Source organism: Dorea sp. AF24-7LB, from assembly GCF_003478575.1.
In the GTDB taxonomy this organism is placed as follows: Bacteria; Bacillota; Clostridia; order Lachnospirales; family Lachnospiraceae; genus Dorea_D; species Dorea_D hominis.
Window position 1 is genome coordinate 67,227 of the sequence record NZ_QUFR01000004.1, and the last position, 24,431, is coordinate 91,657.

Annotated in this window: 20 protein-coding genes and 2 pseudogenes; 4 read left to right on the top strand and 18 right to left on the bottom strand. The window is 39.5% G+C overall.

Features of this window, described 5'->3' with window-relative positions; genetic code table 11:
* Nucleotides 1–13: 13 nt before the first annotated feature.
* Nucleotides 14–1,141, bottom strand: a complete 1,128-nt coding sequence (locus tag DWY31_RS05590; protein WP_118519753.1) for a tyrosine-type recombinase/integrase — start codon at nt 1,139–1,141, stop codon at nt 14–16.
* A gap of 365 nt (nt 1,142–1,506) precedes the next feature.
* Here DWY31_RS05590 and DWY31_RS05595 point away from each other — a divergent pair, with 365 nt between their 5' ends.
* The gene (locus DWY31_RS05595; protein ID WP_243060445.1) at nt 1,507–1,680 is read left to right on the top strand and encodes a helix-turn-helix domain-containing protein; all 174 of its coding nucleotides are present in this window, start codon (nt 1,507–1,509) and stop codon (nt 1,678–1,680) included.
* Nucleotides 1,681–1,861: 181 nt separating this feature from the next.
* Here the strand turns inward: DWY31_RS05595 and DWY31_RS05600 are convergent, their stop codons facing one another.
* From DWY31_RS05600 to DWY31_RS05635, 8 genes and pseudogenes are all read right to left on the bottom strand, one after another.
* Entirely contained in the window at nt 1,862–2,197 is a 336-nt protein-coding gene (locus DWY31_RS05600) for a helix-turn-helix domain-containing protein (RefSeq protein ID WP_118519755.1), read from the bottom strand.
* Between the two features lie 52 nt (nt 2,198–2,249).
* Nucleotides 2,250–2,474 (bottom strand): annotated as a pseudogene (locus DWY31_RS05605) (ParB N-terminal domain-containing protein); the annotation flags it as partial.
* A pseudogene (locus DWY31_RS05610) lies at nt 2,464–3,249 on the bottom strand (ParA family protein). The pseudogenes DWY31_RS05610 and DWY31_RS05605, both read right to left, overlap by 11 nt.
* Nucleotides 3,250–3,272: 23 nt before the next feature.
* Nucleotides 3,273–3,500: a DUF6462 family protein gene (locus tag DWY31_RS05615; RefSeq protein ID WP_118519756.1), complete on the bottom strand. Its 228-nt coding sequence runs from the start codon at nt 3,498–3,500 to the stop codon at nt 3,273–3,275.
* Nucleotides 3,490–3,747, bottom strand: a complete 258-nt coding sequence (locus DWY31_RS05620) for a DUF6462 family protein (protein ID WP_009245610.1) — start codon at nt 3,745–3,747, stop codon at nt 3,490–3,492. The genes DWY31_RS05615 and DWY31_RS05620 overlap by 11 nt, the downstream gene beginning before the upstream one ends.
* 375 nt (nt 3,748–4,122) lie before the next feature.
* Nucleotides 4,123–6,075 carry a lysine--tRNA ligase gene (gene lysS / locus DWY31_RS05625; RefSeq protein WP_118519757.1) on the bottom strand — a complete coding sequence of 651 codons (1,953 nt, stop codon included), beginning with the start codon at nt 6,073–6,075 and terminating at the stop codon, nt 4,123–4,125.
* A 69-nt stretch (nt 6,076–6,144) separates the two neighbouring features.
* A complete protein-coding gene (gene greA / locus DWY31_RS05630; RefSeq protein ID WP_021859512.1) occupies nt 6,145–6,627 on the bottom strand; it encodes a transcription elongation factor GreA in 483 nt (160 codons plus the stop codon).
* A 335-nt stretch (nt 6,628–6,962) separates the two neighbouring features.
* The gene (locus tag DWY31_RS05635) at nt 6,963–9,047 is read right to left on the bottom strand and encodes an ATP-binding protein (protein WP_243060439.1); all 2,085 of its coding nucleotides are present in this window, start codon (nt 9,045–9,047) and stop codon (nt 6,963–6,965) included.
* Between the two features lie 223 nt (nt 9,048–9,270).
* On the opposite strand from DWY31_RS05635, the gene DWY31_RS05640 reads away from it, so the two are divergent.
* The 3 genes from DWY31_RS05640 to DWY31_RS05650 all read left to right on the top strand — a co-directional run bounded on the left by DWY31_RS05640 (nt 9,271) and on the right by DWY31_RS05650 (nt 12,326).
* On the top strand, nt 9,271–9,768 hold the full coding sequence (locus DWY31_RS05640; RefSeq protein ID WP_279220068.1) for an RNA polymerase sigma factor: 498 nt from the start codon (nt 9,271–9,273) through the stop codon (nt 9,766–9,768).
* A complete protein-coding gene (locus DWY31_RS05645) occupies nt 9,765–11,048 on the top strand; it encodes an anti-sigma factor C-terminal domain-containing protein (protein WP_118519760.1) in 1,284 nt (427 codons plus the stop codon). The genes DWY31_RS05640 and DWY31_RS05645 overlap by 4 nt, the downstream gene beginning before the upstream one ends.
* Nucleotides 11,049–11,231: 183 nt before the next feature.
* Nucleotides 11,232–12,326, top strand: coding sequence for a glycerol dehydrogenase (locus tag DWY31_RS05650; RefSeq protein ID WP_118519835.1), 1,095 nt, complete (start codon nt 11,232–11,234; stop codon nt 12,324–12,326).
* Nucleotides 12,327–12,412: 86 nt separating this feature from the next.
* Here DWY31_RS05650 and DWY31_RS05655 read toward each other — a convergent pair whose 3' ends face one another.
* From DWY31_RS05655 to DWY31_RS05695, 9 genes are all read right to left on the bottom strand, one after another.
* Entirely contained in the window at nt 12,413–12,904 is a 492-nt protein-coding gene (locus tag DWY31_RS05655; protein ID WP_021859517.1) for a DUF2798 domain-containing protein, read from the bottom strand.
* 290 nt (nt 12,905–13,194) lie between these two features.
* Nucleotides 13,195–15,321 (bottom strand): CocE/NonD family hydrolase, encoded by a 2,127-nt coding sequence (locus DWY31_RS05660; RefSeq protein ID WP_118519761.1) that lies wholly within the window; start codon nt 15,319–15,321, stop codon nt 13,195–13,197.
* Between the two features lie 22 nt (nt 15,322–15,343).
* A complete protein-coding gene (locus DWY31_RS05665) occupies nt 15,344–15,586 on the bottom strand; it encodes a winged helix-turn-helix transcriptional regulator (protein WP_118519762.1) in 243 nt (80 codons plus the stop codon).
* Nucleotides 15,587–16,004: 418 nt separating this feature from the next.
* Nucleotides 16,005–17,123 (bottom strand): sulfate/molybdate ABC transporter ATP-binding protein, encoded by a 1,119-nt coding sequence (locus DWY31_RS05670; protein ID WP_117537599.1) that lies wholly within the window; start codon nt 17,121–17,123, stop codon nt 16,005–16,007.
* Nucleotides 17,120–17,596, bottom strand: a complete 477-nt coding sequence (gene moaC / locus DWY31_RS05675) for a cyclic pyranopterin monophosphate synthase MoaC (protein ID WP_117537598.1) — start codon at nt 17,594–17,596, stop codon at nt 17,120–17,122. Before moaC ends, DWY31_RS05670 begins: the two co-directional genes overlap by 4 nt.
* A 2-nt stretch (nt 17,597–17,598) precedes the next feature.
* A complete protein-coding gene (locus DWY31_RS05680) occupies nt 17,599–17,835 on the bottom strand; it encodes a hypothetical protein (protein WP_117537596.1) in 237 nt (78 codons plus the stop codon).
* A gap of 41 nt (nt 17,836–17,876) precedes the next feature.
* Nucleotides 17,877–18,440, bottom strand: a complete 564-nt coding sequence (locus tag DWY31_RS05685; protein WP_118519763.1) for an HD domain-containing protein — start codon at nt 18,438–18,440, stop codon at nt 17,877–17,879.
* A 534-nt stretch (nt 18,441–18,974) separates the two neighbouring features.
* A complete protein-coding gene (locus DWY31_RS05690; RefSeq protein ID WP_118519764.1) occupies nt 18,975–20,822 on the bottom strand; it encodes a fibronectin type III domain-containing protein in 1,848 nt (615 codons plus the stop codon).
* 73 nt (nt 20,823–20,895) lie between these two features.
* Nucleotides 20,896–23,715, bottom strand: a complete 2,820-nt coding sequence (locus DWY31_RS05695; RefSeq protein WP_118519765.1) for a transglutaminase domain-containing protein — start codon at nt 23,713–23,715, stop codon at nt 20,896–20,898.
* Nucleotides 23,716–24,431 lie beyond the last annotated feature (716 nt).

The following is a 24,431-nucleotide window of genomic DNA, read 5'->3' on the forward strand; positions in this document are numbered from 1 at the left end:
GTATCTTGACAATTTATTTGACGACTAATAACCCGGAAAGTTTCTGCATATTTTTCATTTTTAGCTCATAAGTAGGATGAACATAACGATTCATTGTGATGTTCACGGTAGCATGTCCGAGAATTTCACTAAGACTTTTTACATCAAAACCCAATTCAACGCACCTTGTGGCAAAAGTATGTCTCAAAGCATGAAAATTGGCATTTTCTATACCTGCATCATTTAATATTTTTTTGAATTTATTTTGCATCGTTCTCGGTTCTACAAATTTATAGTTATCATTAGTCAATAAATATCCTGATGACGATTTTTGATTTAAAACAAGGATTTTTGATATTTCATCAGGTAATGGGATTTTTCTAATAGAACAAGTACTTTTGGGCGTAGTCACAACAACTTTTGTCTTTGCTCCATGATCCTGATGAATTTGAATTCTTTGTAACGTGTGATGGATATATATTGATTGGTCTGAATATGAAATGTCCTCCCAACGCAAAGCACAGATTTCTCCAACACGTAATCCTGTAAACAAACATACTAGAATTCCTATATTGCAAGGTTCAGGATTTTCTAATATATGATTACATAATTGATTTTGTTCGGCTATGCTGAAAACACGCATAGGTTTAACATCTTGCCTTATCTGTACAGCACTAGCATCACATGCAACATAAATTCCTTTCCTGATTGCAAATTTTGAAATATTTCGAATTATAGCCAAAACATCACTTACCGTTTTGGGAGATAAACCATTACCTTTTTTTCCACCGGATTCCAACAAAAATTTACAATGTGATTCTATGAAGTCATAGGTTATTGCATTAACGGGTTGATTACCATATTCTGGAAGAATATAATTTATGAGCATGTTATGATATTTATTTTGCGTAGATGTCTTGGTATGCAATTTAATACTTTCAAACCACTCTGAAGCAAGACAAGAAAATATATGCGGATTTTTATTAGTTAATTGGATATTGTATGACGCAATTTTTGCTTTTTGTTTTTCTTTCGTTTCACGATAAGTTTTTGCGTACACATACCCATATATTATTTTTCCTGCTTCTGTTCGAGATTTTATATATCGTCCTTCCCATCTGCCATCTTTTCTTTTATATATGTTTTCTCCTTTTTTAGGCATAAAACCATTACCTCCTTTACATTGACTACCATTTTGACGGTTTATAGCAAATAACCAATCGATAGATTATCCGAAATGTTTAGTTTTTCGCCATTTTCTCCTGTTTTGCAGTAATTCTTGAATTGACGAATACAGCATGAAGAGGTAAAATAGATGCATATGATGTCGTAGAATAGCATTTAAAACAATTCGTGGAGTGTGATACTCCACGAAAACTTTGTCCCAAACGGGACATTATTTTTTGTTCTTCATATAGGCAATATTGCCTATCACACTCATACTTCATTATAGGCAATAATGAATATATGTCAATATCAAAAGGAGGCATATATTCATTGATTTCCTATGAGCCGCTTTGGAATACAATGCAAAAAAATGGTGCATCAACGTATACACTCCAAGTTAAAGGTGGTATTAGCAGTTCGACGATTCGAAGATTGAAAGCTGGTGAATCTGTATCAACAAATACTCTTGATGCGCTCTGTAAGATACTTCACTGTTCAGTTCAAGATATTATTCAGTTTTTACCCGAAGAATAGACTTCCGATCATATTTAGATTTCGGTGATTCTTTCTTTGAAATGAATGTATTACAAAACAATTGGACACAACAAAAGGGAGCCACAAGTGCTCCCTTTTGCCATGTCCATATCAAATACTTGATGTGTTGAATATCATCTTTTTCTATTACGCCTTTACCCGAACAAACTTCTTCATTGCTTTATGGAATTATCTGTTTGGATTGTTTCACAAGCGTATCTATGACTTCATAAATTCTGTTCCAATCTTTCGTTGCAAGTTTCTCAAGCTTTTCATTCAACATGGAGTTCTTAACGGTATATCCTGTATCCAGAACATCTACAAGAACCATATCGCCTGACACACCCAAAGCATTTAATATCTTTATGAAAGTTTCAAGTGACGGAATTTTCTCTCCACGCTCAACCATCCCAATATAATTTGCTGTCAAACTTGTTCTCTCAGCTAAATCTTCCTGTCGTAATTTCTTTGCAAGGCGGAATTTTCTTATATTCTTGCCGATTGTATCGAGCTTCATCACATCACCTCCTCTAGTATGTCTCTATAACTATCAGTATAGATTATACTAACTCATCATTACTGTCCACTCGAAGCAGTACCGGTGTCAGTACACCACTAAGCTTTACGCTTTCAATCAAATCCTGCATCTTCTCATCATCAAGAACCTTAAATGGATGATTCTTGAACACATGAATCTTATTGATCTCGATCTCCATTGCTGATTCTTCATTAACAACACCTAATAATTCATCAAGACTTGCCAGTTTAATTTTCTCACCCGGTCTATTTTTCATCATTCATAACCTCCTGTGTCAGATTCATATATGCCATAGATACTTTACCTTTCGGACAATGCGTGTAAATGCTGATTCCTTCTGCACTTGTCTCTGCCGCTTTTACTGACATTGGAATTACATTTTTAAAGATCGCAATCTGGCTTCCATAAGTTTCCTGCACAAGTGCCGCAATGTCCTTCGCATAGTTTGCTCTGAAATCTACCATGGTCAGAAGGATTCCTTCTATCGTCAATTTCCGGTTCAGTCTTTTCTTCACCATAGAAATTGTTTTGATTAGCTGCTGTAATCCCTTCACTGGAAGATAGACTGCCTGGACTGGTATTAAAACAGAATCCGAAGATACCAATGCATTGATTGTCATCATTCCAAGACTAGGTAAGCAGTCAATCAAAATATAATCGTATCGGAATCGTATCGTATCGATGTATTCCTTCATAATCATTTCCCGGCTCATTACATTTCCCATCGTCACTTCCAAAGTTGACAATTCGATATTGGCCGGAAGCAGATCTACATTTTCCTAATGATGCAGAATACCGTCTTCCTCTGATATTTCATCTTCGTTGATCACTTTTGTCATGATGGTTGCCAAAGTAACTCCCAGTTCATCCGGCTCTACATATCCAAGACTTGCTGTCAGACTTCCCTGTGGATCTGCATCGATCAATAAAACTTTTTTGCCTTCTCTTGCCAGACCAATTCCTAAATTTACGGTTGTGGTGGTCTTGCCGACTCCACCTTTCTGGTTTGTAATGGATATCACTTTACACATATGTTGTTCCTCCTGTTCTTTCATCAAAATTCTTCATCACGGAATGCTTCCAGATATTCATCAATAAGATCCAGATTAACTAACACTATTCGTTTGACATGGTATACTGCTCTGGCATCTTTCGCTAACTGTTGAAATGTATGGATCCCCATGGAATAAAGCATTGCACCTTCTTCATAACGGACAAATTTCTTACGTCCTCCTTTGACAAGCTTTTCCAAATCCGGAACCTTGCTTCGGTTATTTCCCATAACGCTTCCTCCTTCTCTTCTTTAATTCTGATACAACCTCAGGATTGCCTTCTAAAAAATCATCCAGAATATTCAGATCCACAATGGCTGTCTTTCGAATCGGATAATTGGCTTCTGCTTTTTTCGCCAGTCTGACAAAAGGCCAGTAGGACATCTTATAAATCTTTGCTCCTTGTGTGTAATTTACAAATCTGCGTTTCTTTCCTTCCAGATATTTTTCCAAGTCAGGTGTTTTTCGTTTTTTCATGGCTTCCTCCTTGTTTCCAGAAATCTGTATATTACCAGATACTCATTTTATTTGGCAGGTACGTGAAAGGATGTTATATCTTAAAAAACAAAAAGGACACATCCAAATGGTATTTCTACCAAAAGTGATGTGTCCTTGCTTAACACTATATTTTCGAAAAATGCTCCTCAAAAATAATCGATATTTTGTTCTTTAGACATATAAGATAAACAGTCAGGAATCCATAGAACCCCTTATTCTATTCTCTTATAATCCGTACGTCACCATTTAAACTTATACAGCTCCAAGCCGTTTCATGTAGCTCCATGTCAATCCGTGGAAGCACTTTTCCTGATTGGACGTCTATGACTACCAAACCGAACTCTTTTTTCTGGATTAGTACAGCTTAGCACCTGCCGGAATATGGTTATCAACCATCAGAAGATGCAGTTCTTCATCCTCTGAATCCTTCAGGTTATTCACTGCTGAAAGCAGCATACCGCAAGACTCGATTCCCATCATCTTTCTTGGCGGAAGGTTGGTGATTGCGATCAGTGTCTTACCAACTAATTCTTCCGGCTCATAGTAAGAGTGGATTCCGCTTAAGATCGTGCGGTCTGTACCTGTTCCGTCATCCAGTGTGAACTGAAGGAGCTTCTTGCTCTTCGGAACTGCTACACACTCTTTAACCTTTACGGCACGGAAATCAGATTTGCTGAATGTATCGAAATCAACCTCTTCTTCAAATAAAGGCTCAACCTTTACGTTGGAGAAGTCAATCTTCGCGTTGTCTTTGAAGAATCCGTTGTTGTCGTTTGCAGTTGCTTCTTCTACTGCTCCGGATTTTCCTGCTTTTTTGTCAGAGTCAAGACTCTTCATTGTCGGGAACAATAATACGTCACGGATTGCTTCTGCTCCTGTAAGCAGCATACACATACGATCGATACCAAATCCGATACCACCTGTAGGCGGCATACCGATCTCCAGTGCGTTCAGGAAGTCTTCATCTGTTGTGTTTGCTTCCTCGTCACCCTGTGCAAGCAGTTCTTCCTGTGCTTTGAAACGCTCTCTCTGGTCGATTGGATCATTTAACTCAGAGTACGCATTTGCCATCTCCCATCCATTCATGAAGAACTCAAAACGTTCTACATAATTCGGGTCTTCCGGTTTCTTCTTTGTAAGTGGAGAAATCTCGATCGGATGATCCATAACAAATGTTGGCTGTAACAGGTGTTTCTCAGCATACTCCTCAAAGAAGAGACTTAAGATATCACCTTTCTTATGTCTTGCTTCGTATTCGATATGATGCTCGTCAGCTAACTTCTTCGCATCTTCTTCTGTCTCAACTTCATTCCAGTCGATACCTGCATATTTCTTAACAGCATCGATCATTGTAATTCTTTCAAACGGCTTACCAAGGTCGATCTCGATTCCTTTGTAAACAATCTTAGTTGTTCCGAGAACTTCCTGTGCAACATGACGATACAGGTTCTCTGTCAGATCCATCATTCCATTGTAATCTGTATATGCCTGGTATAACTCCATCAGCGTAAATTCCGGGTTATGTCTTGTGTCCAGACCTTCATTACGGAATACACGTCCAATCTCATAAACTCTCTCCATACCACCGACAATCAGTCTCTTTAAGTACAGCTCCAGAGAAATACGAAGTTTCAGGTCTTCGTTCAGTGCATTGAAATGTGTCTCGAACGGTCTTGCTGCTGCACCACCGGCATTCTGTACCAGCATTGGTGTCTCAACTTCAAGGAATCCCTGGCCATTCAGATAATTTCTGATAGATGCGATAATTCTGGATCTCTTGATAAATGTGTCACGTACTTCCGGGTTCATGATCAGATCCACATATCTCTGACGATAACGTGTATCTGTATTGGTCAGTCCATGGAATTTTTCCGGAAGGATCTGAAGACTCTTAGATAACAGTTTTACAGCAGAGGCATGAATAGAAATCTCTCCTGTTTTTGTTTTGAAGACTTCACCTTCCAGTCCTACGATATCTCCGATATCCATCTTCTTGAAGTCTTTGTATTCTTCTTCTCCAATGCTGTCTCTTGCAACATAAGACTGAATGTTTCCACTCTGATCCAGAATGTTACAGAAAGAAGCTTTTCCCATAACACGTTTCTGCATGATACGTCCCGCAAGTGTTACGTGTTTTCCTTCCATCTCTTCATAATTGTCTTTCACATCAGCAGCGTGACATGTCACATCATACTTTGTAATCTCAAATGGATTCTTTCCATTAGCCTGTAAATCGGCGAGTTTCTCTCTGCGGACTTTCTTTAACTGATTTAAATCCGGTTCCTGTGTCTTCTTCTGCTCTCCCATTCTTTTCTCCTTCCCTTTTATGCGACTAAACCCCTCAGTCTCTGAGGGGTTGGATTGTCATCTTCTAAATTAGTTTGAGCGGCTGATATCCAGTACACGGTACTGCATAATTCCTGCCTGTGTCTCTACTTCTACGACATCGTTCACTGTCTTACCGATCAGAGCATGTCCTACCGGTGACTCATTGGAAATCTTACCTTCCAGACTGTTAGCCTCTGTAGAACCTACAATCTTGAATTCCATCTCTTCATCAAATGTAATATCAAATACTTTTACAGTACATCCAACGTTGATTTTATCATAATCTACTTCATCTTCTACAACAACTTCTGCATTCTTTAAAATGCCTTCCAACTCTTCGATTCTTGCTTCTATGTCTCTCTGCTCATCTTTTGCTGCATCATACTCTGCATTCTCTGACAGGTCTCCCTGCTCTCTTGCCTCTTTGATTTTTCCGGCAACTTCTTTACGTTTTACAACTTTCAGATTCTCAAGCTCGTCTTCCAGCGCCTTCAATCCTGCATAAGTAAGTAATCTCTTCTTTGCTTCCATTATGCTTTTACTCCTTTTCTTTTATACTTGCAACTTTGGTATACATATTCATAAATCTGTTATTTTTATTCATTATTCTGCCTGTTCAGGCACAAATAAAGACACTTTCACAATTTCATTATTATATAGAAAGTTCCTGTTAATGTCAATATTTTTCTTTTCTAATTATATGCTCTTTATATTCAAATTAAAACAGGAATAAACATCCAGCCATGTTTAATATATCTCGTCAATAGGCTGTTGATAATTAATTGTTCCTTTTCTTTTTTCCGTATCTATACTAAGCCTTTCCTTTTCGTTCTGTATATTTCTTTTTCCTATATCCGAACATCACTCTACTTTTTATTATCACAACATTTTTGAATGGTTAATATAACTTTTTTCATATCCAATGGCTTTGCGAGATGTGCGTTCATTCCCGCTTCCATACTTCTTCTCGCATCTTCCGCAAATGCGTTTGCTGTCATCGCAATGATCGGAATCGTCTTAGCATCTTCCCGGTCTAACACACGAATCACACGAGTTGCAGACAGTCCGTCCATTACCGGCATCATAATATCCATTAGGATTGCATCAAATGTTCCTTCCGGTTTTTCTATGAATAAATCTACCGCCTGTTGTCCATCTCTGACAATTGTAACGTCTGCTCCTGCTTCTTTCAATTGTAATTCTGCAATTTCCGCATTTAATTCATTATCTTCAGCGAGTAGCAATGACAACCCATCAATCGTTCCATCAATCGGAAGTTCTTCGGATTTTTTCACCTCAGATTCCTCTGCCAGCTCAAAAGGAAGCGTAATCACAAATATACTGCCGACTCCTTCTCTGCTTGAAACTTCAATCGTTCCGTTCATCTTATCAATAAGTGATTTTACGATCGCCATTCCAAGCCCCGTTCCTTTGTAAATACTTCTCGCATCGGAATGTTCCTGTGCAAATGGTTCAAATATATGCTCCAGAAATTCTTCAGTCATTCCGATTCCCGTGTCAGAGATTGTCCACTGGTATGTTACAATGCCATTTTCCATGCTGGCACAGCGCATTTTCGTCGTAATTCTGCCACCAAGTGTATTATATTTGATTGAATTACTGTATATGTTCAGGAAAATCTGGCGAAGATGCAGAGCGCTTCCATATACATATGGATATTTCACTTCGTCCATCGACCGTTCATATTCTAATGTAATTCCTGCCTCGGACGCACGCAGATCAATCATATTCAGAACATCCTGCGAAAGCTGATGAAGATCAAGTGCTTCATGCATCAGGTTCACTTCTCCATTTTCCAGCTTGCTCATCTGTAAAATGTCATTGATCAGCGATAACAGATGATTTGCTGAAATCATGATCTTCTTATAATTCTCTTTTACCAGTTCTTTATCATTTTCGTGTTTTTCATTAATACGAATCAGCCCGATAATTCCATTTAACGGAGTCCTGATATCGTGACTCATGCGCGACAGGAAGCTTGTCTTTGCTACATTTGCGCGTTCTGCTGCTTCTTTGGCTTCCCGAAGTTCTCTCTGCCTGCGCTCATCTTCTGTGACAATTGCCGTAACATCACTGTGATAACCGCCTAACACCTGTTCTTTTTCTCCTTTTTCATAACATGCCCCACCGCAACGCACATAGATCATGCCCTTATCCGGATGCTCCCATTGATAAGTATTTTCTGAAACATTTCCATCCAGCATTTCCTGCACACTGTCCTGCACAGATTGTACTGCTTTCTCCGGGATACGGGAATACCAGAAATCATAAACTTCTTCCTCTGATAAAAACTGTCCCTCGATTCCAAGTACCTCTTTCATCTTCGGATTTGCATACATCCGCGGCTTTTTTCCTTCCATTAGGCGGATATACCATATTCCAAATCCTGCAGTTTCCAGAATATTGTTTGTATCCTGCAGTTCACTTTTACTCTTTTCCTGTGCTTTAAATGCCTGCGCTATTACAATATTGATAATGATAAGCGCCGCCATAAGTGCCAGACCTAGGAGCGCCGTTGTCCCCGGAACGCTCACATTGGCTTTCTTTAACGGATATGTCACCGCAAGATTGTAATTTTTATATTTCTCACTAACCAGATAATTCCATTCTTTTTCAATCTTATCTGTCTTCTTTAACCGGACTCCTTCCTTCTTCGGAAGCGGAAGAAAACTCGCCCCGTCATCTTCCCATATGTAAATTGTCATTGTCTCTGTGAATGGCATTTTAGAAATAAATTCTGTAATGTCCGCTCCATCACCGGCATTTTTATCAATTACAGATTCCGCCTGATCCAGCACCATACCGCATGCCATTCTGGCACTTTTTTTATTCATATTTATCTGCAATTCCACACTTCCACCCAGAATAAATACAAATATAATAAATAAAATAAAATTAACCTTTCCTGCGCTCACATTTTTCCGAAACATGTGAAAACCTCCCATTTTATCCCCCTCTATCTTCAATGTCACTTTTTATCCATATTTTAGACTAAAATTCAGTCTTATTATACCATAAAGTGATACCCGAAAAAATTATTAAACAAAATCGTTACCTCTTTAAAGCAAAATTGTTATATAGTTAAGAAAGCTACGGATATCTCAAGTATGAAAGTGAGGGGGTGAGGATCTGAACAAATATTTACTGGAACAACTGTATAAACGCTACTACAGAGAACTGTATCTTTACATCTATTCACTCAGTTCAAACTGCACTGTAACTGACGATATTTTACAGGATACATTTTTAAAAGCCTGGCTTTCGCTGAAGGATTCTCACACCAATATGCGTGCCTGGCTTTATATGGTAGCGAGAAATCTTTACTACAATTATTATAAGAAAGCAAAAACTCTTGCATCACTGGAGGCAATCCATACAGAAGATGTAGCTCCTGTTTCGGAATATTTTATCAAGAAGGATGTTCTGGAAGAAATTTTACAAAAAGAAGGGACAAAACAGCTTTGGGAAGCGATCCACCATTTAAAAGGACAGCAGAAAGAAGTCATTCTTTTACAATATTTTGGAGATTTTTCCCAGAAAGAAATTGCCGCCATGCTACGGCTCACTACCGGCAGCGTGAAAATGCTTGCCTATCGTGCGAAAAAAGAGCTCAAAAAATATCTTATATCATATCAGGAGGAAACAAGATGACTTATCGTGAATTAATTGAATTATATAAAGCCGGCGAACTTGAGCTGGAACAGCAGAAAAAAATAGAACAGGACATTGAGCGTCAGGAAGCTATTGGTGATTATCTTTATGAAAAAGAGGAAATTCCGGAATTAGGCGATGTATTTACGGAAAAAGACGATACCGATTTTGTCAAAGTCGTCAACCGCTCTATCCGAAGTGCTTTCCGCAAACTTGGACTCGCTGTGCTTGCAGTCACACTTGTACTGGTGTTATTTATACAATTTTGCCTGCCGTCAGTCGTTTCCAGATTTTATTATAATCCTGCCAAAGAAGCCAAGGCCGGTCAATCCACCCAGACACAGTTCAGCCGGGATATGGCAGCTTACACAGAACTGTTTCTTCCGGGTAAGCGCAGAGTTTCTGCCACTGTGGAATCAAAAGGATATGGTGATTATAATTTTACAATTCCACAGACTTTCAGCATGACCGGAACGATGACAGATGTCTCCGGTTATATTACACGCGGAAAAATCCATTACTATGACAGCAATGTTTTAAAAACGCCAGTCGGCAATTCATTTTTCTGGAATCAGGCAGATGCAAAGTCAAAAACCTCTTCTGCTTCTGAAAATGTTGCATACATGGAAAAAGTTGCAGATTTGAAAGAAGGCGAATCTATTTCCACAAGCGCCGGTGGAAACAAAGAAGATTCAAAAGCTTACATCAAAGATCTGGATTCACGTAAAATGTACTTAGCTTATGTATCTCTGGAAAATATTATGGATTATCCTTCTTTTGCAAAATATATTCAAAAGCAGAAGATCAACGAAGTATGGTGCGGTGTGCAGACAAATGCATTTGATTCTTTAGATGGTGATCCATCCTATACACTCCATACCTCAAATATCGGTTTCGTATGCAATCCTTCTTCTTTCAGCCCGATTGCATGGAATGATAAGAAATATCCTAATTTATTTCCGGGATGTAAGATCAATAAAGATGGCTGGATTGATGAAGCAGATAGTGCAATTAAAAATCTATACAAAGGAAAATATGCGAAGCAGCATTTTCTGAGCCTTTTAAATTACCTTACCGATCAGGAAAAATTTGTACAGATGATGTCCGAATCCGGTAATACCGGAACTTTTAATGCCGGAATACTTGCACAGGCGAAATCCTATGTGAAGAAACACGGACTTCACATCTATGGATACGCAACCGTTACGGATAAAGAAACTCTGGAGGAACTGATTAATCAGAAAGAAGTCTATTCAATCTATACAGAAGAGATGCAGTAAAACTAAATTTGGGACGGGGATTTTCTAGAAAATCCCCGTCCCAAATTTAACACTTTATCACATTAAACTTATCGTTATTTTTTTAATTAATATGTTAAAAAATTATCACACTTTTTTGAAATTGTGCTATACTATAGACGACAACAAAAAGATATATATAATTTCAGGAGGTAACTGATCATGATGGAGAGACTTAGAGCAATGCGTGAACCACTCAAATATGTACAGGGCAGAGATGCACTTTTGAAATTTCAGGAAGAAATGGGCTATATGGGAAAAAGATGGTTATTTGTCTGTTCCCGGAGCGGATATAAAGCCTGCCACGATAAAATCGAGCAGAGTTTTGGAGATTTAGACGACTACAGACGTTATGAAATTTTCGGCGGCATTTCCAGCAAAAGTGAAATAGCCAAAATGCAAGACATTGTAAAAGAAGACAAAATAGACACTGTTGTTGCTGTCGGAGGTGGAAGTGCAGTCGATACAGCAAAAGCAACTGCATACTATTCAGGAAAACATATCGTTATTGTTCCTACAGTTGCTGCAACTGATGCACCATGTACCGGACTTTCCGTTATTTACAACGACGATCATAGTTTTGATAAATATTTATTCTATCCTACTAACCCGGATGCAGTCATGGTTGATACGACGGTCATCGCCAATGCGCCGGTAAAATTCCTCATTGCAGGAATGGGCGATGCACTCGGAACTTATTTTGAAGGTCGCGCTTCTATCCGTACTGAATCTGCCAGTCTGGAGGGTACTGGAATCACAAGAGCCGGTCAAGCACTTGCAAGATTGTGTTATGACACACTTCGTGAATATGGTAAACAGGCTGTAGAAGCATGCAAAGTACATGCTGTTACTCCTGCTTTGGAGAATATTGTAGAGGCAAATGTATATCTTTCCGGTGTTGGTGCTGATAATGTAAACTGTGCCGCTGCACACTCTTTCTACAATGGTGTAACTTCTCTTGGAATCGCACATGCCGACCACGGCTGCTGCGTTGCACTCGGAACATTGGTTCAGCTTATTCTGGAAGGTGCTCCAAAAGAAGAATTTGAAGAAGTACAGAATTTCTGTATGGAAGTCGGTCTTCCTGTTACACTTGAAGAAATTGGAGTTACTACTGCAGAACAGGTTGAAACAATCGCCAAAAATGCCTGTGTACCAGGTGAAACCATCCACAATCTTGCCGGCGACGTACAGCCGGTTGAACTGTATGATGCCATCCTTCAGGCAGATGCAATGGGTAAGCTCGCACTTGGCAAATAATATAATCATACATTAATAAACGGGGCTGGCGCTTTAATGATTACTAGCGCGACAGCCCCGTTGTATTTCTTAATTATAACATTTCTCTATGATTCCGCACCTACTGCATCTGATGCATTTTCCTTTTCCGGAAATAATTTTCCAAAAATAAAACGAATACACGGTCCGCAGTAAAAAATCTGCCAGAATAATGCAACCGGGAAATTAAAAAATGTTGTTTCAAACCATGTTGCAAGCACATTTGCTCCTGCATTTTTGAAAAGTACTGTCGCAATCAGACTCATAACCGGACACATAATGCATACGATCATTGCAGAAATTGCAAGCACGATTACAATCTGTCTGTCCTTCGGTGTCACAATACGGAACGCAAGTGCATGTGCCATCTTATCTACTACAAAGAACTCCAGTAAAAATGCAACCGGCCACATGATTTTCATTTCTCCAAAAGCCATCAGGAAAATTTCATTGCTCATTCCACCCATGTTCAGTGCGATATTGTAACAGACCATGACGTAGACCATCAAAAATGACATCATCAGTGTAAAAAAAATGTTTTGAAATAAAGTTTTTGGCATTGTTTGTTCTCCTTTTCTCTCATAAATTCTTAAAATGGGTACAAAAAAGACACTTGTGTTGTTCGTTAATCAAGCATACACTTGTGTCGTTTCCAATTAATACCAAAATCTTTATTTATTTTTCATACGGTTAATTATTCTAACAAATTCCCGTCGAAAATGCAACTCTCAACTCCAAAATATTCTTTGATTTTTACCAGGAAAGCATTATCTTACTTTCCTGGCATCTCTTTCATTTACATCTCATCTTATAACACATCATCATAGCATATCTAAGACAATCGCTTCTGCTATTTCAGAGTTAATGTTCTGTCCTCTGCTGCTTTTGTCACAGGTACTTCCGCTTTCACAGATGCATTATCGATTGCAACACTGTAAGTCTTATGGATCAGGCAGTTTACCGGATCTTCTGTTGCAATTACAATCGCAAGGCTATGTCCCGGCTGCACCGTATATCTGGTCGCATTCAGATAAATGTTATAATCGTGATATTCACCCTTTTTAAGTTCAATACTGTTCTGCGCTGTCTCCGGTTCGTATCCTGCTTCCGGGTTACACAGGTCTGCAAATGCTCTTGTGATCACACGGTATTTTTTATGTACTGTCTTAAATTCAGCTTCATCAAATGCCGGAAGATCTCCGCCATTTACAATGCCGCCTTTTTTTACGACCTCTACCGGAACAATATTTCTCTCCGGATCAACTGTCTGAATGCTGTCAAATTCCTCATCACACACATCGCAGAGAAGAACTGCAACTTCCACATCATCCATCTTACCGGAAATTTTTGAGTTTCCAAGCTTCATCGTAAGTGTATCTGCATCATTTCTGTTCTCCGGATGGAAATCGCATTCCGCATCTCCGTCTTTTAATGCAGCTCTCATCTTCAGGCACACAGTACCCTGCACTGTAACAGCTTTCTCAAATGGTGCTGTCACATAACGTTTGCCCATGTTGGTAGATGTAATACCCATCACGTCATCGAAGTTTTCTGCACTGATTCCGGCTTTCTCCCAGTCTGTATCGATCACTGCCTCTCCCGATTCAGCGCTGTTAAGCTTCATGCTGTCACTTACGAGCCATGACTTTTCTGTTTCCCACTTCTTCTGATCATAGTTCGTCTGTGCCAGAACTTCCGGCATCTCTTCTGCATCATTTTCCACATCAAACAGATAATGAGAAATCCATTTATTTACAACGTCATCATAGAATTGACCATTGAGCAAAATACCGTAATTTTTATTCGGCATAGTCGGTGTGATATGTGGTCCCTGATGCACGATTGTCTTCACCGTCTGTCCTGCCTGTTTGAAAGAACGGTACATCATCTCAAACTGTTTCGTTGAAACATTCTCATCATTCAATCCCTGTACGATCAGAGCGCTGCATTTGATCTTATCTGCATTTAATCGATAATTTCCGCTTCCCCAGAACTCCGGATCATAGTCAAATCCACATTTTAACTGCTGCAAACTTAATTCGTGATGAAATGCGGCGATATCATCCAGCTGCTTTTCGGATAATGTCTCGTCATTATAGCGGCTGGAGCAGTAGTAAGCCAGAAAACTATTTAACATCTCTTTTGGCCAGTAACGCTGTGCACCCTGCATATTCTGCTGTGTGTACCAGTCTGCGATTCCTGCAACCGGAACGATTGTCTTAAGACCTTCCACACCGGTTGTTGCCACTGCAAATGGCATTGTTCCTGCATAAGATCTTCCAGTCATGGCAACTTTTCCATTGCACCAGTCTGCCTTTGTCTCGGTTGTTCCTGTGCGGTCTGCGTAAGCAGTGCGGTCTCCGTGCAGCCATTCTACCACACATTTGAAAGCATCTCTTTCAAAATCTGAACCGACAAAATTAAATCCATCTGAGCCGAGTGCACCAAATCCTGCGCTGACAATCACTGCAAATCCACGCACAAGATAATAGTTGAAATTCTCTAAATTCTCGTAAACCATACTGTTGTTGTTTCCTTTATCCGGGTAATACCAGTCAGACGGATCTGCTTTAAGTGCCAGTTCCATTGCACTGACAGAACCCGTCGGTACACGCGGATCTGCCTTGTGATTCAACTCTTCCATATCAAATTTGCGGTATTCCTTCTCCGCTACATCTTTCATATGCTGATATCCGTCTTCCTGCACACCGGCACAGTACGGACGCGCCTCGAATAAAGCAGGTGCTTTATAATTTCCCTCTACAGCACTTCGCGGAACTTGGATCAATGCTTTGACAAGATCTCTTTTTCCGTCTCCGTCCATATCATAATCGGATTCAACATAAACACAATATCTCACTGTATCAGATGTCTTCGCATCGTATTTTTCTCCGCTTTTCCCATCGGTAAATGGAAATACTGGCTGAGCCATTCCATTTTCAAATACCGGTACTTTACTGTAACACTTTTCTTCCATTGTAAAACCTCCAAATGACAAATCATATCTTTTTATGATTTTCGTATTTTTTCTCCAGACTGCTCTTATAGTCTTCGCCCCAGTCTTTCATGGCATCCAGGATCGGCTGCAGGCTCCATCCAAGTTTCATCAGGGAATACTCAACTTTCTGCGACACACTTCCAATTGATTTCTTCAATTCACCGAACCGTTTCGTCCCGGTCAGCAAATCTCTCAAGATCAGCACTTTCCATTTATCTCCATTCAATGTCAGCGTTGTCTCTATCGGACATGCCGGCTACGTCTTTGCATTTCCCTGTACACTCATATACTTAACCTTGCTTTTCCTGTATCCAATTATGCAAATCGCTCTGTGCTTTGCACTCACGTAATCCTTCTCCGAATATTCATAATCCTTGAAGTTTTCGCTACATGCTTATGATAACACATTCGATTCTTTTATCCAATATTCCCATCTGTTTTTCCATCACCTTCTTAAATTTTTTGTATTTCAGAGACTCCGATTTCCCCTATAAACACGCAATCGTTTCCTCCAGGGTACTACACCACTTAATTGTGTGTACTTGTCGGAGAGTGCCTTCCCCAATAAAATAAAACCAGATTCAAGCCAGACACACATGCGTCCCGGCGCATAATCCTGATACAACGCCAATCAACAGAAAGTACTTACAACACTCTGATATTTATTTTAATAATAATATCTTCTCCTCCGGGAGATAAAGCCATGCCGGGAGACCTCGCTCTTCCAGCATTTTCCACTGGTCGCGCTGCACAAACCAGCACACATTTTCGCTTGCTTCTGTTTCTACATTTTCTTCCCGGCATTTCTCGGATATCCGCAGAAAAAATCTGTGCTCAAATGGAAGTTTTGCTACACTTTCAATTTTCACCGGGATCCGGTTGTTATTCAAATTTTCATTCGCTTTCTCCTGATTCCGCTTTCCTTCATCTGAAATCTCATCCCACACCGGCACAAAATCATGTGCGCGGATTCCTATGTACTGGATTTCTTCCGATATCTCCTGCTTCAGTGCAAGACAGATTTCCCATGCCGGCACCTGTAAATGATGGGCATCTTCACGGATTACTTTCGTGATATTTTTACACCCGGTCAATCTCGCTGCTTCTTTCCACTCCGGGTATGCAAAAATCTCTTCTGTCTTTCCGGCGCATACCACTTTTCCCTTGTCCATAATGACAAGTTCTTCACTGAAACGATAAATCTCATCCCTGCTGTGAGACACTAAAATAACCGTACCCGGATAATCTTCCAGCATTTCCATCAGTTCCTGCTGCAATTTATCTTTCAGAAATTCATCCAGCGCTGAAAATGGCTCATCCAGCAAAATCGCATCCGGTTCATATGCCATAATTCTTGCCAGCGCCACTCGCTGCTGCTGCCCGCCGGACAGTTCCCCCGGAAGTCTGTTTCCCAATCCGGTCAGCTGGAATTTCTCGATCATCTGATCCGCAATTTTTTCCTGCTCTTCCTGGCTGCATCGAAGTCCTGCCATAATATTTTTCCGCACAGACATCGTCGGAAACAGCGCATAATTCTGAAAAAGATAACCAATCTTTCTCTTCTGCGGTTTGATGTTAATCTTCTGAGTGTTGTCATACAAAATCCGCTCTTCCAGTACGATCTGCCCCTGATCCGGTGTCTCTATCCCCGCAATACACTTTAATGTCATACTTTTCCCACAGCCACTTGCGCCGAGGATACCGATTCTTTTGCTATTACTTTTCACATGCATATCCAGATGAAATCTGCCCAATGTTTTCTGTATGTTTATCTCAATCATTGTCTCTCCCACACTCCACTTTTGCCGCCGGATTTGCGCAGCAAATGTACTTCATTTATTTCCATTCCCTTATCCACTGCCTTACACATATCATAAATCGTAAGCAAAGCGACATTTACCCCAGTCAGCGCTTCCATTTCCACACCGGTCTTCCCGGTTGTCTTCGCTGTGCACCTTGTCTCAATTTCAAAAGTATTGTCATTGAAGATAAATTCCACTTCCAGTTTACTTAAGTTTAATATGTGACAAAGCGGAATCAGCTCGGAAGTCTTCTTAGCGCCCATGATTCCGGCAATACGCGCGACACCAAGCACATCTCCCTTTTTCATATCATCATTTTTTACTTTCAGGTAACACTCTTCTGACATCCGTATCCGTCCGGACGCTGTTGCCTCCCTTACTGTATCTTTCTTCTCGCTAACATCCACCATAACGGCTTCACCCTGCTTGTTAAAATGTGTAAAATCACTCATCGTTACTCTTCCTTATCTTTCTTTAACATATCTGCAATGTTTCCGCTCACTTCTCCGATATCTTTTGGCACTCTCGTCAGCAGAAAAATGACCGGTGTCAGGAAAAATGTTCCTCCCAGTGACACCGCCAGAAACAGATTGGCATAATCGTTTCCTATTATAAATAATATTATTGTGATGATATATAGCACCGGTATTGCCAGTGCTGCAATAAGTGCAATCACTCGTTTTGCGTTCATAGTATATCTCCTTTAGAATTCATCCTGTTTATTTTCTATACTCATGATATTCCTTTGTCTCTCTGTAGATTTTCATAATACTTCCTGAAAATCTGCAAATACTCTGCCTCCGCCACATCAAACGAACACACCGTATAATCCAGCTCAATGCGAAGCTCCGGCTTCCCCTCCTGCTGTTTTTCTTTCAGCAGCACTTCCAGATCATATAAGCCCAGAGCATGATCAATTTTATCTAACTGCTCCTGTTCTTCTTCCGTCAATGCCGAGCCAAGAAATTTCTCATAAATCATGCGAAGCAGACGTTCTTCGCGCTCCTCGTACTCCGGGAGCTGCTTCTTAAAAGGTGTCGGGACATCCGACATATAACACTCGCTGGCGTCATGAAGCAGGCACGCAAGCACCATGCGGTCCGGCAAACCTCTGGCTGCCGCTTCCTTCGCACAACAGATGCAATGTTCTGCCACCGACCAGAATGTATGCACATGTCCATTTCCCCGGCAAATCATCGAGAGCGCATGCGCAATGTCTTCCACCCGGATTAGCTCCGGTTCCGGTTCTGTCGGTTTAAAATGTATTCCTGTATAAGTCGTTATATATTCACTCATATGACTGTTCCTTCGTTTTATACTTTATTTTATAGTTTAAGTTCTATCTCCAGTTAAACAAGTCCAGTATAACACAATCACTAGCAATAAAAAAAGATGCCAGAACCATCTGACACCTCTTCCTGTCATTTATTTTTCATTTATAATACCAACAATAATGCACTCGCAATTGTTATAACCGCGCCACCCCCGCTTCGCTTGGTCGCGCCTTTCTCTACCAGTACTACCTTTTCTCCCTTGACTACCTTCCGTTTTCATCTTTTATTTGCATTTTGCAAAATGCATAATATATCATGTTAAATAGACTATGTTACTTCACGCATTAATGTCAAGCAGTGGTACCCCCATGCATAACCTCATATGAGATTTCTGTTCGTCAGACCAGAGATTTGTCCATGAGTTAGTCGGCTATATCCTTCTCACTACCGGGTGGATTCGGGACTTTAACCCGTTAGAAACGTGCGCCGCTAGGCGCACATATGCAAAAAAGGATTTCCAGAAACCTCCTGGAAATCCTTTTCGCATCTCATTCTTTTACTTTGTAATCTTTACTTTTTTTACAGTACTCCATCCAGAGTAGTATGTCTTTTTCGCAACTTTCTTACAAGTGCGGATACGTACATAGTATGTCTTGTTTTTGCTCAGCTTACTGATCGTACAGCTTGTTGTACTATTTTTACTGATTGTCTTTGTCTTATTTCCTTTGGCAAATTTACTGCTTGTAGAATACTGGATCTGGTAACCATTTCCGGATGTATTCTTTTTCCATTTTACCAGCATCTTTTTGCCTTTTACATTTTTCACGCTGGAAAGAGTTGTCATCTTAACTGAAACTTTGTTTGTGATATTAACCTTTTTTGTCACAGTTTTGAAAGCTTTTCCATTGCGGTAAATCGTTCCGGTGATTGTCAATGTTCCCGCTTTCTTTGGAGTCAGAATACGGTTTGGTACACCTCCGCCGGCACCAATACCAATATTGGCAAAATCTGATTTCAAACCCTTTTCATTGTCATCAATGTTAAGTGTTTTACCGTTTTGTGAAAGCTTGATCTTATAGAATGTATGAGATCCATTCTTATAGTTCCAGCCCCAGTCTGCACCACCCAAGTTAAGCCAATAAGTTTCTCCTACCTTTAATGGTTCTGTTGCTTTCTTAAATGTCTTCATATCATTGATAGAAACAGCTAATTTGCAGTTTCTAACATTCACAGCTTGCTCGTATGAATATTCCACAGGTTCTCCGTCAAAACATGGAGAGATATCTACTGTACCTTCGCCAAGAGAAGATGGTGCTTTTACCGTACAAGTAGATCCACCCTCCGCAATATTATATGCCATTGAATTCCACATATATGTAACTTTCTTACTGTCGTATCCTTTAATATTGGCTTTCAGCGTCATACTTTCTTCCGGAAGCATGTTAATCCACCCGTACGGCGAATCACATCCTTCTACCGACAGTTCAAAACAAGTACATGGTAACGTCTGTTTGAACAATGTAACTCCTGTTTCCGGAGATGTAACCTCATAAGTAATTTGGATAGAACCTGTTTTTTCTGTTGAAAGTCTGTCATCCTCTGTGCTTACAATCTTTGGCGAAGCACTTGTAAGATCCAGTGCGAAAATATCTCCCAACACACCATCACTTGTGAATTCTACCGGCATCTTACTTGCATCTGCTTTGATCGTGATCCAGTAGCTGAACTTTGCTGTACAATTCTTCGGAATGAACACCTTGTTAGTTTCTGTTGTGAGGCTATTTGTCACTTCTCCATCTTCATTTTCCAAACCAACATCAAATGTAAATTGTACTGCCTCATCTGAGAGTTTCTTATAGGATACAATTGCACCGTCATCACCGTCATCATTAAACTCTAATATTGTATAGTATGGTTTGAGATTTGGCTTTTTAGGATCAACCCAGACACCATAGTCATCGTTTCCGTCTTTTGATTGCCCAAGCTCAATGCACTGTAATGAATCCCCACTAGGTGCCCATTTGATTGTCACTTCCCGCGTAGCACTGTCATAGGAGAAGAAATCATTTTCTCCGATATTTGCCAATTTCGATTCGTCAAAATCTGTCGCTCCTGCAAAAGTATTCTTTACCTGACTGCAAAAATCTGATGCGAGAACCTTTTCCTCGCCATCCCAGAAATATTCTGCAGCAGTATATTTTGCAGCTGTTTCATCTGTTGGTTTTTCCGTGAAATAAGCGTCCTCGCCAAGCATTGCTGCAACCAACGACCACTTCTTCAACCGACTCATCTCTTCGGCAGCAGATACTTTCATCTGTGGCAATGCAGCTAACGAAAATAACATCGACATTGCTACAGCAAGCGAAAGCACTACCGCACCTGCCCTTTTCATCATCTTTCTCATGGCATATCCTCCTCATAAGCTTTGATACTCTAAGTATATAACTCGTGACATACAAACACAAGAAGATTGTTTTTTATTTTGTCACAACCGTTTTCTTGCCACTCCATCCAGAATAATATTTTACTTTGGACACTGTTTTATATGTACGGATCTGAACATAATATTTCTTATTTTTCTTAAGATGTGTGATCTTTTTGGATGTCGTCTTGTAGTTTTTAACTGTCACTACTTTTGATCCAGCCATGGAAGATTTCATGCTGTATCGAATCTGATATCCAGAAGCTTGCGTAGCTACTTTTCCCCATTTTGCTGTAAATCCATTTAATCCTCTTTTGAATGAGGTCAGTTTTGCTGATTTTGGATTGATCGTGAAGTAAACTATCTTTTTCCCTTTGTATCCATTTTTAAATGTTATTGTATATTTGTATTTACCAACATTTTTACGGCCAGATGACTTCTTTACTGTGTAATATTTGGAAGAAATCTGTTTGCCTTCTGTATTGTATACTTTGATCGTTGGATTTTTCACTTTTCCATCGTAAGTATAAGATGTTTTGGATAGAGATACTGCTTTGATTGTTGATGCTGTATTTGGTGTCACATTTGGTTTTGGGTGTTCATCGGATGAAACCTTTGAATCTTTATAGCTGTATGCTGGCTTATCTTTATTTGTAATATTAAACATAATAGAATCACCAGTTGTTATCCAGCCCTCTTCACCTTTTTCGCGAACAGCAATTGTATACCATACATACCCTGGTTTCAAAGTTGTAACTGTATGCTTATCACTATCAATCTTAAGCAGAGTCTTTCCATCTACCGTATCCCCTTTTTCATCAAAGGCCTGCACATATTCATATACAATCTCATATTTGGGGTTGTCTAAATATGATCCTGCAATATCCGTAGTGACAATTCTTCCACTTACTCCTGTTTTTACGTAAAGTTGTCCTTTGTACATATAATATTGATCTGTTTTCATATTTAAAGTCTGTTTCTTACCATTTTGATCAAAATAATATGTTTTCCCGCCAATGGTTCCGATATCCATATTTCTTAAAACACTATCAGGATCTGCAAAATACTTACCATTGCCGTAGCTTACCCATCCATCAACATAATTATAACCACTTTCTGGATTTTTTCTTCCATCTTCATACTTAAATCCATCATGCCTACCTAACCTATCACTATACGGATAATATTGCTGGAACGATGCAAGTGTTGGAAAATATAAATCTTCCATCCAAATAGAGCAAAGCCCAACTGTAGCCTCTTCATATGTTGAGCTGCATACTTCTCCATCCTGATCTACGCTATAATCATTTCCACGATTGCATAAAAGGCCGCCGTCAAGCGTAACAATATCTCCCTTATAGTATGCGGCTGTGATGGTTCTTCCAAGCGAATCGTCCATTCCAATCAAAGCTGGATCTACACCATTTCCCACAATTGATATTCCTTCCACCCAGCAAAAATAATATCCTAAGTCTGCCATCTTTTTGGCATCTGTCATATCATAGTTATCAAATAAAACATCATACATATGCCATTTTCCATCGAAATAAATCATATCCCATCCATGCCCGGCAAACTTGTGGCGGTCATAAGAATGATACAGATCATCGATCGTCCATTTTGTAAGATCAGCTTTCCATCCAGATGCATATGCTGCAGGCATTCCTAATGCACGGCAAAAATCTGCGATCAACGAAGACATTCCCTGACAGTCTCCTCTTCGATTCTTAAAGACTGCGGTAGAATAAGAACTTGTATTGGTATCATAAGTAATATTATTTTTTACCCATTTTGCAATGGCATCTACTTTCTGTTTGTCGGTAGTACATCCTTTGGTAATGATACCTGCCATCTTTTTAAATGCTGCAATATCATTCTGATCCACATGATCAATGCGTGTTGAAAATGATGGATTGGGTGAATAAATTTTATTCAAATATTCAATACTTGTCTGGGCTTGTGCATTTGCAATCGTTGAAGCCTTTGTTTGCTTCCGTATCGCAAAAGTATGTTCTTTGTTGAGATAGGTACGGGTCTGACTGATTTTCTTTATGGAAACATTGTATGACGTTGCTCCTTCAAAACTTGTACAGGCAATATAACATACAGCTCCCTCTTTTAAATCATAATAAGAAACTCCATCTCGCACAACCTCGCGTCCTGACAGATATTCCAGACGATTCTCGGATACATTCAATAAATCCAACCGTGCCGTGTTTTTTGTATCTTTATAGGTAATCTTATAACGTCCTTTTTCCGGTACCTGAAATTTAAACCAGTGAATATCTTCCGAAGAAGATACATCTACATGTTTGCTTTGTGAATTACTAAGTTGCTGTGCATTCGAAGGTATCTCTATTCCTTCCCATGTATCATATATATTTCCTTGGCTTCTAATTTCAAAGTTTCCACAACAGTCATCTACGCCGCCTAAATAAACATAATAGTCGGTATCTTTATCCATATGAAAATTGAATTGCTTGTAGCCCTTATTAAGATCCATCTCTTTTATCTTTTCATAAGAATTGCCCGATTTTTTCCAAAATTCAAAGGTCATAAGAATCTTGTCTGATTCATAATCCTTCATTGTATATTCTTTATCTGGCCAGAATTCTATCCTATGCCAGTTTGTATCTGCTCCTTTGAAATGATACCAACCTGGTAATACATCATTTTCATTCGCCTTGTCTCTCCATTCTTTGATATCATTTGCATCGACTTTTCCGGGATTTGTATTACTGCCGTATGTCGTATTTGCCGATTGTTCTGCAGATTGATCTACAGTTGTTTCCGCCTTCACACTTAATGGAACTGCGGAAGAAATGGTCGTTGCCACAACCACCGATAACAGTACTGATAGTATTCGTTTTTTCATACTCTTCCTCCTCGTATATTTGTAAATATTTCTCCTTTTCGTCTGCTTCTTCTTGCGTTATAGTTAAAAAAGGCTCTCACCAAGAGCGGGGTATCCATTATTCGTCCTCTCGATCCCATATATCATGCCAGTCTTTGGCACTTTCCCACAAGAATACCTTTCCTTTGATCAGTCTTCTCTGTGGCACAATTGCCGGTTCAATTCTTTCCACGCGCATGTCCTCCTAGTCTGTAAAAAATATGTCAGCTTACGCTGACCATAATCACACGCCAAGTCTCGCGGCTGCTCGACTTGAATATGTTGCTTATAAAATAATTTTATTCTGCATATGAAGATGAAGCAATGTTTTTTTATGGTTTTGAGACACATTTCTATAGAATAAAAAATCCCAGAAGCCTAAGCTTCTAGGATTTTTATTTGAGTTAACGTTCCTAATCCGCGATCAGTGACGCAATTTCCTCTGCCGCAATTCCATACACCACATGCTCCATAATTTCCATCGGCAGCCTCTTTACCCATCGCTTAGTGCTTTACGCACTTGATGGTGTATATATAACACAAGCATGTGTATGCAGACAAATTGCTATTTTTTATGCAAATATATAAATTGTCTATCTCGACATTTCAGTGCGATATTCGATTACTCTTTGTACATGATCTTTTAGCATATCAATTATATATTGGTCCATACATTTTTATCCCTTTTGAACCATATT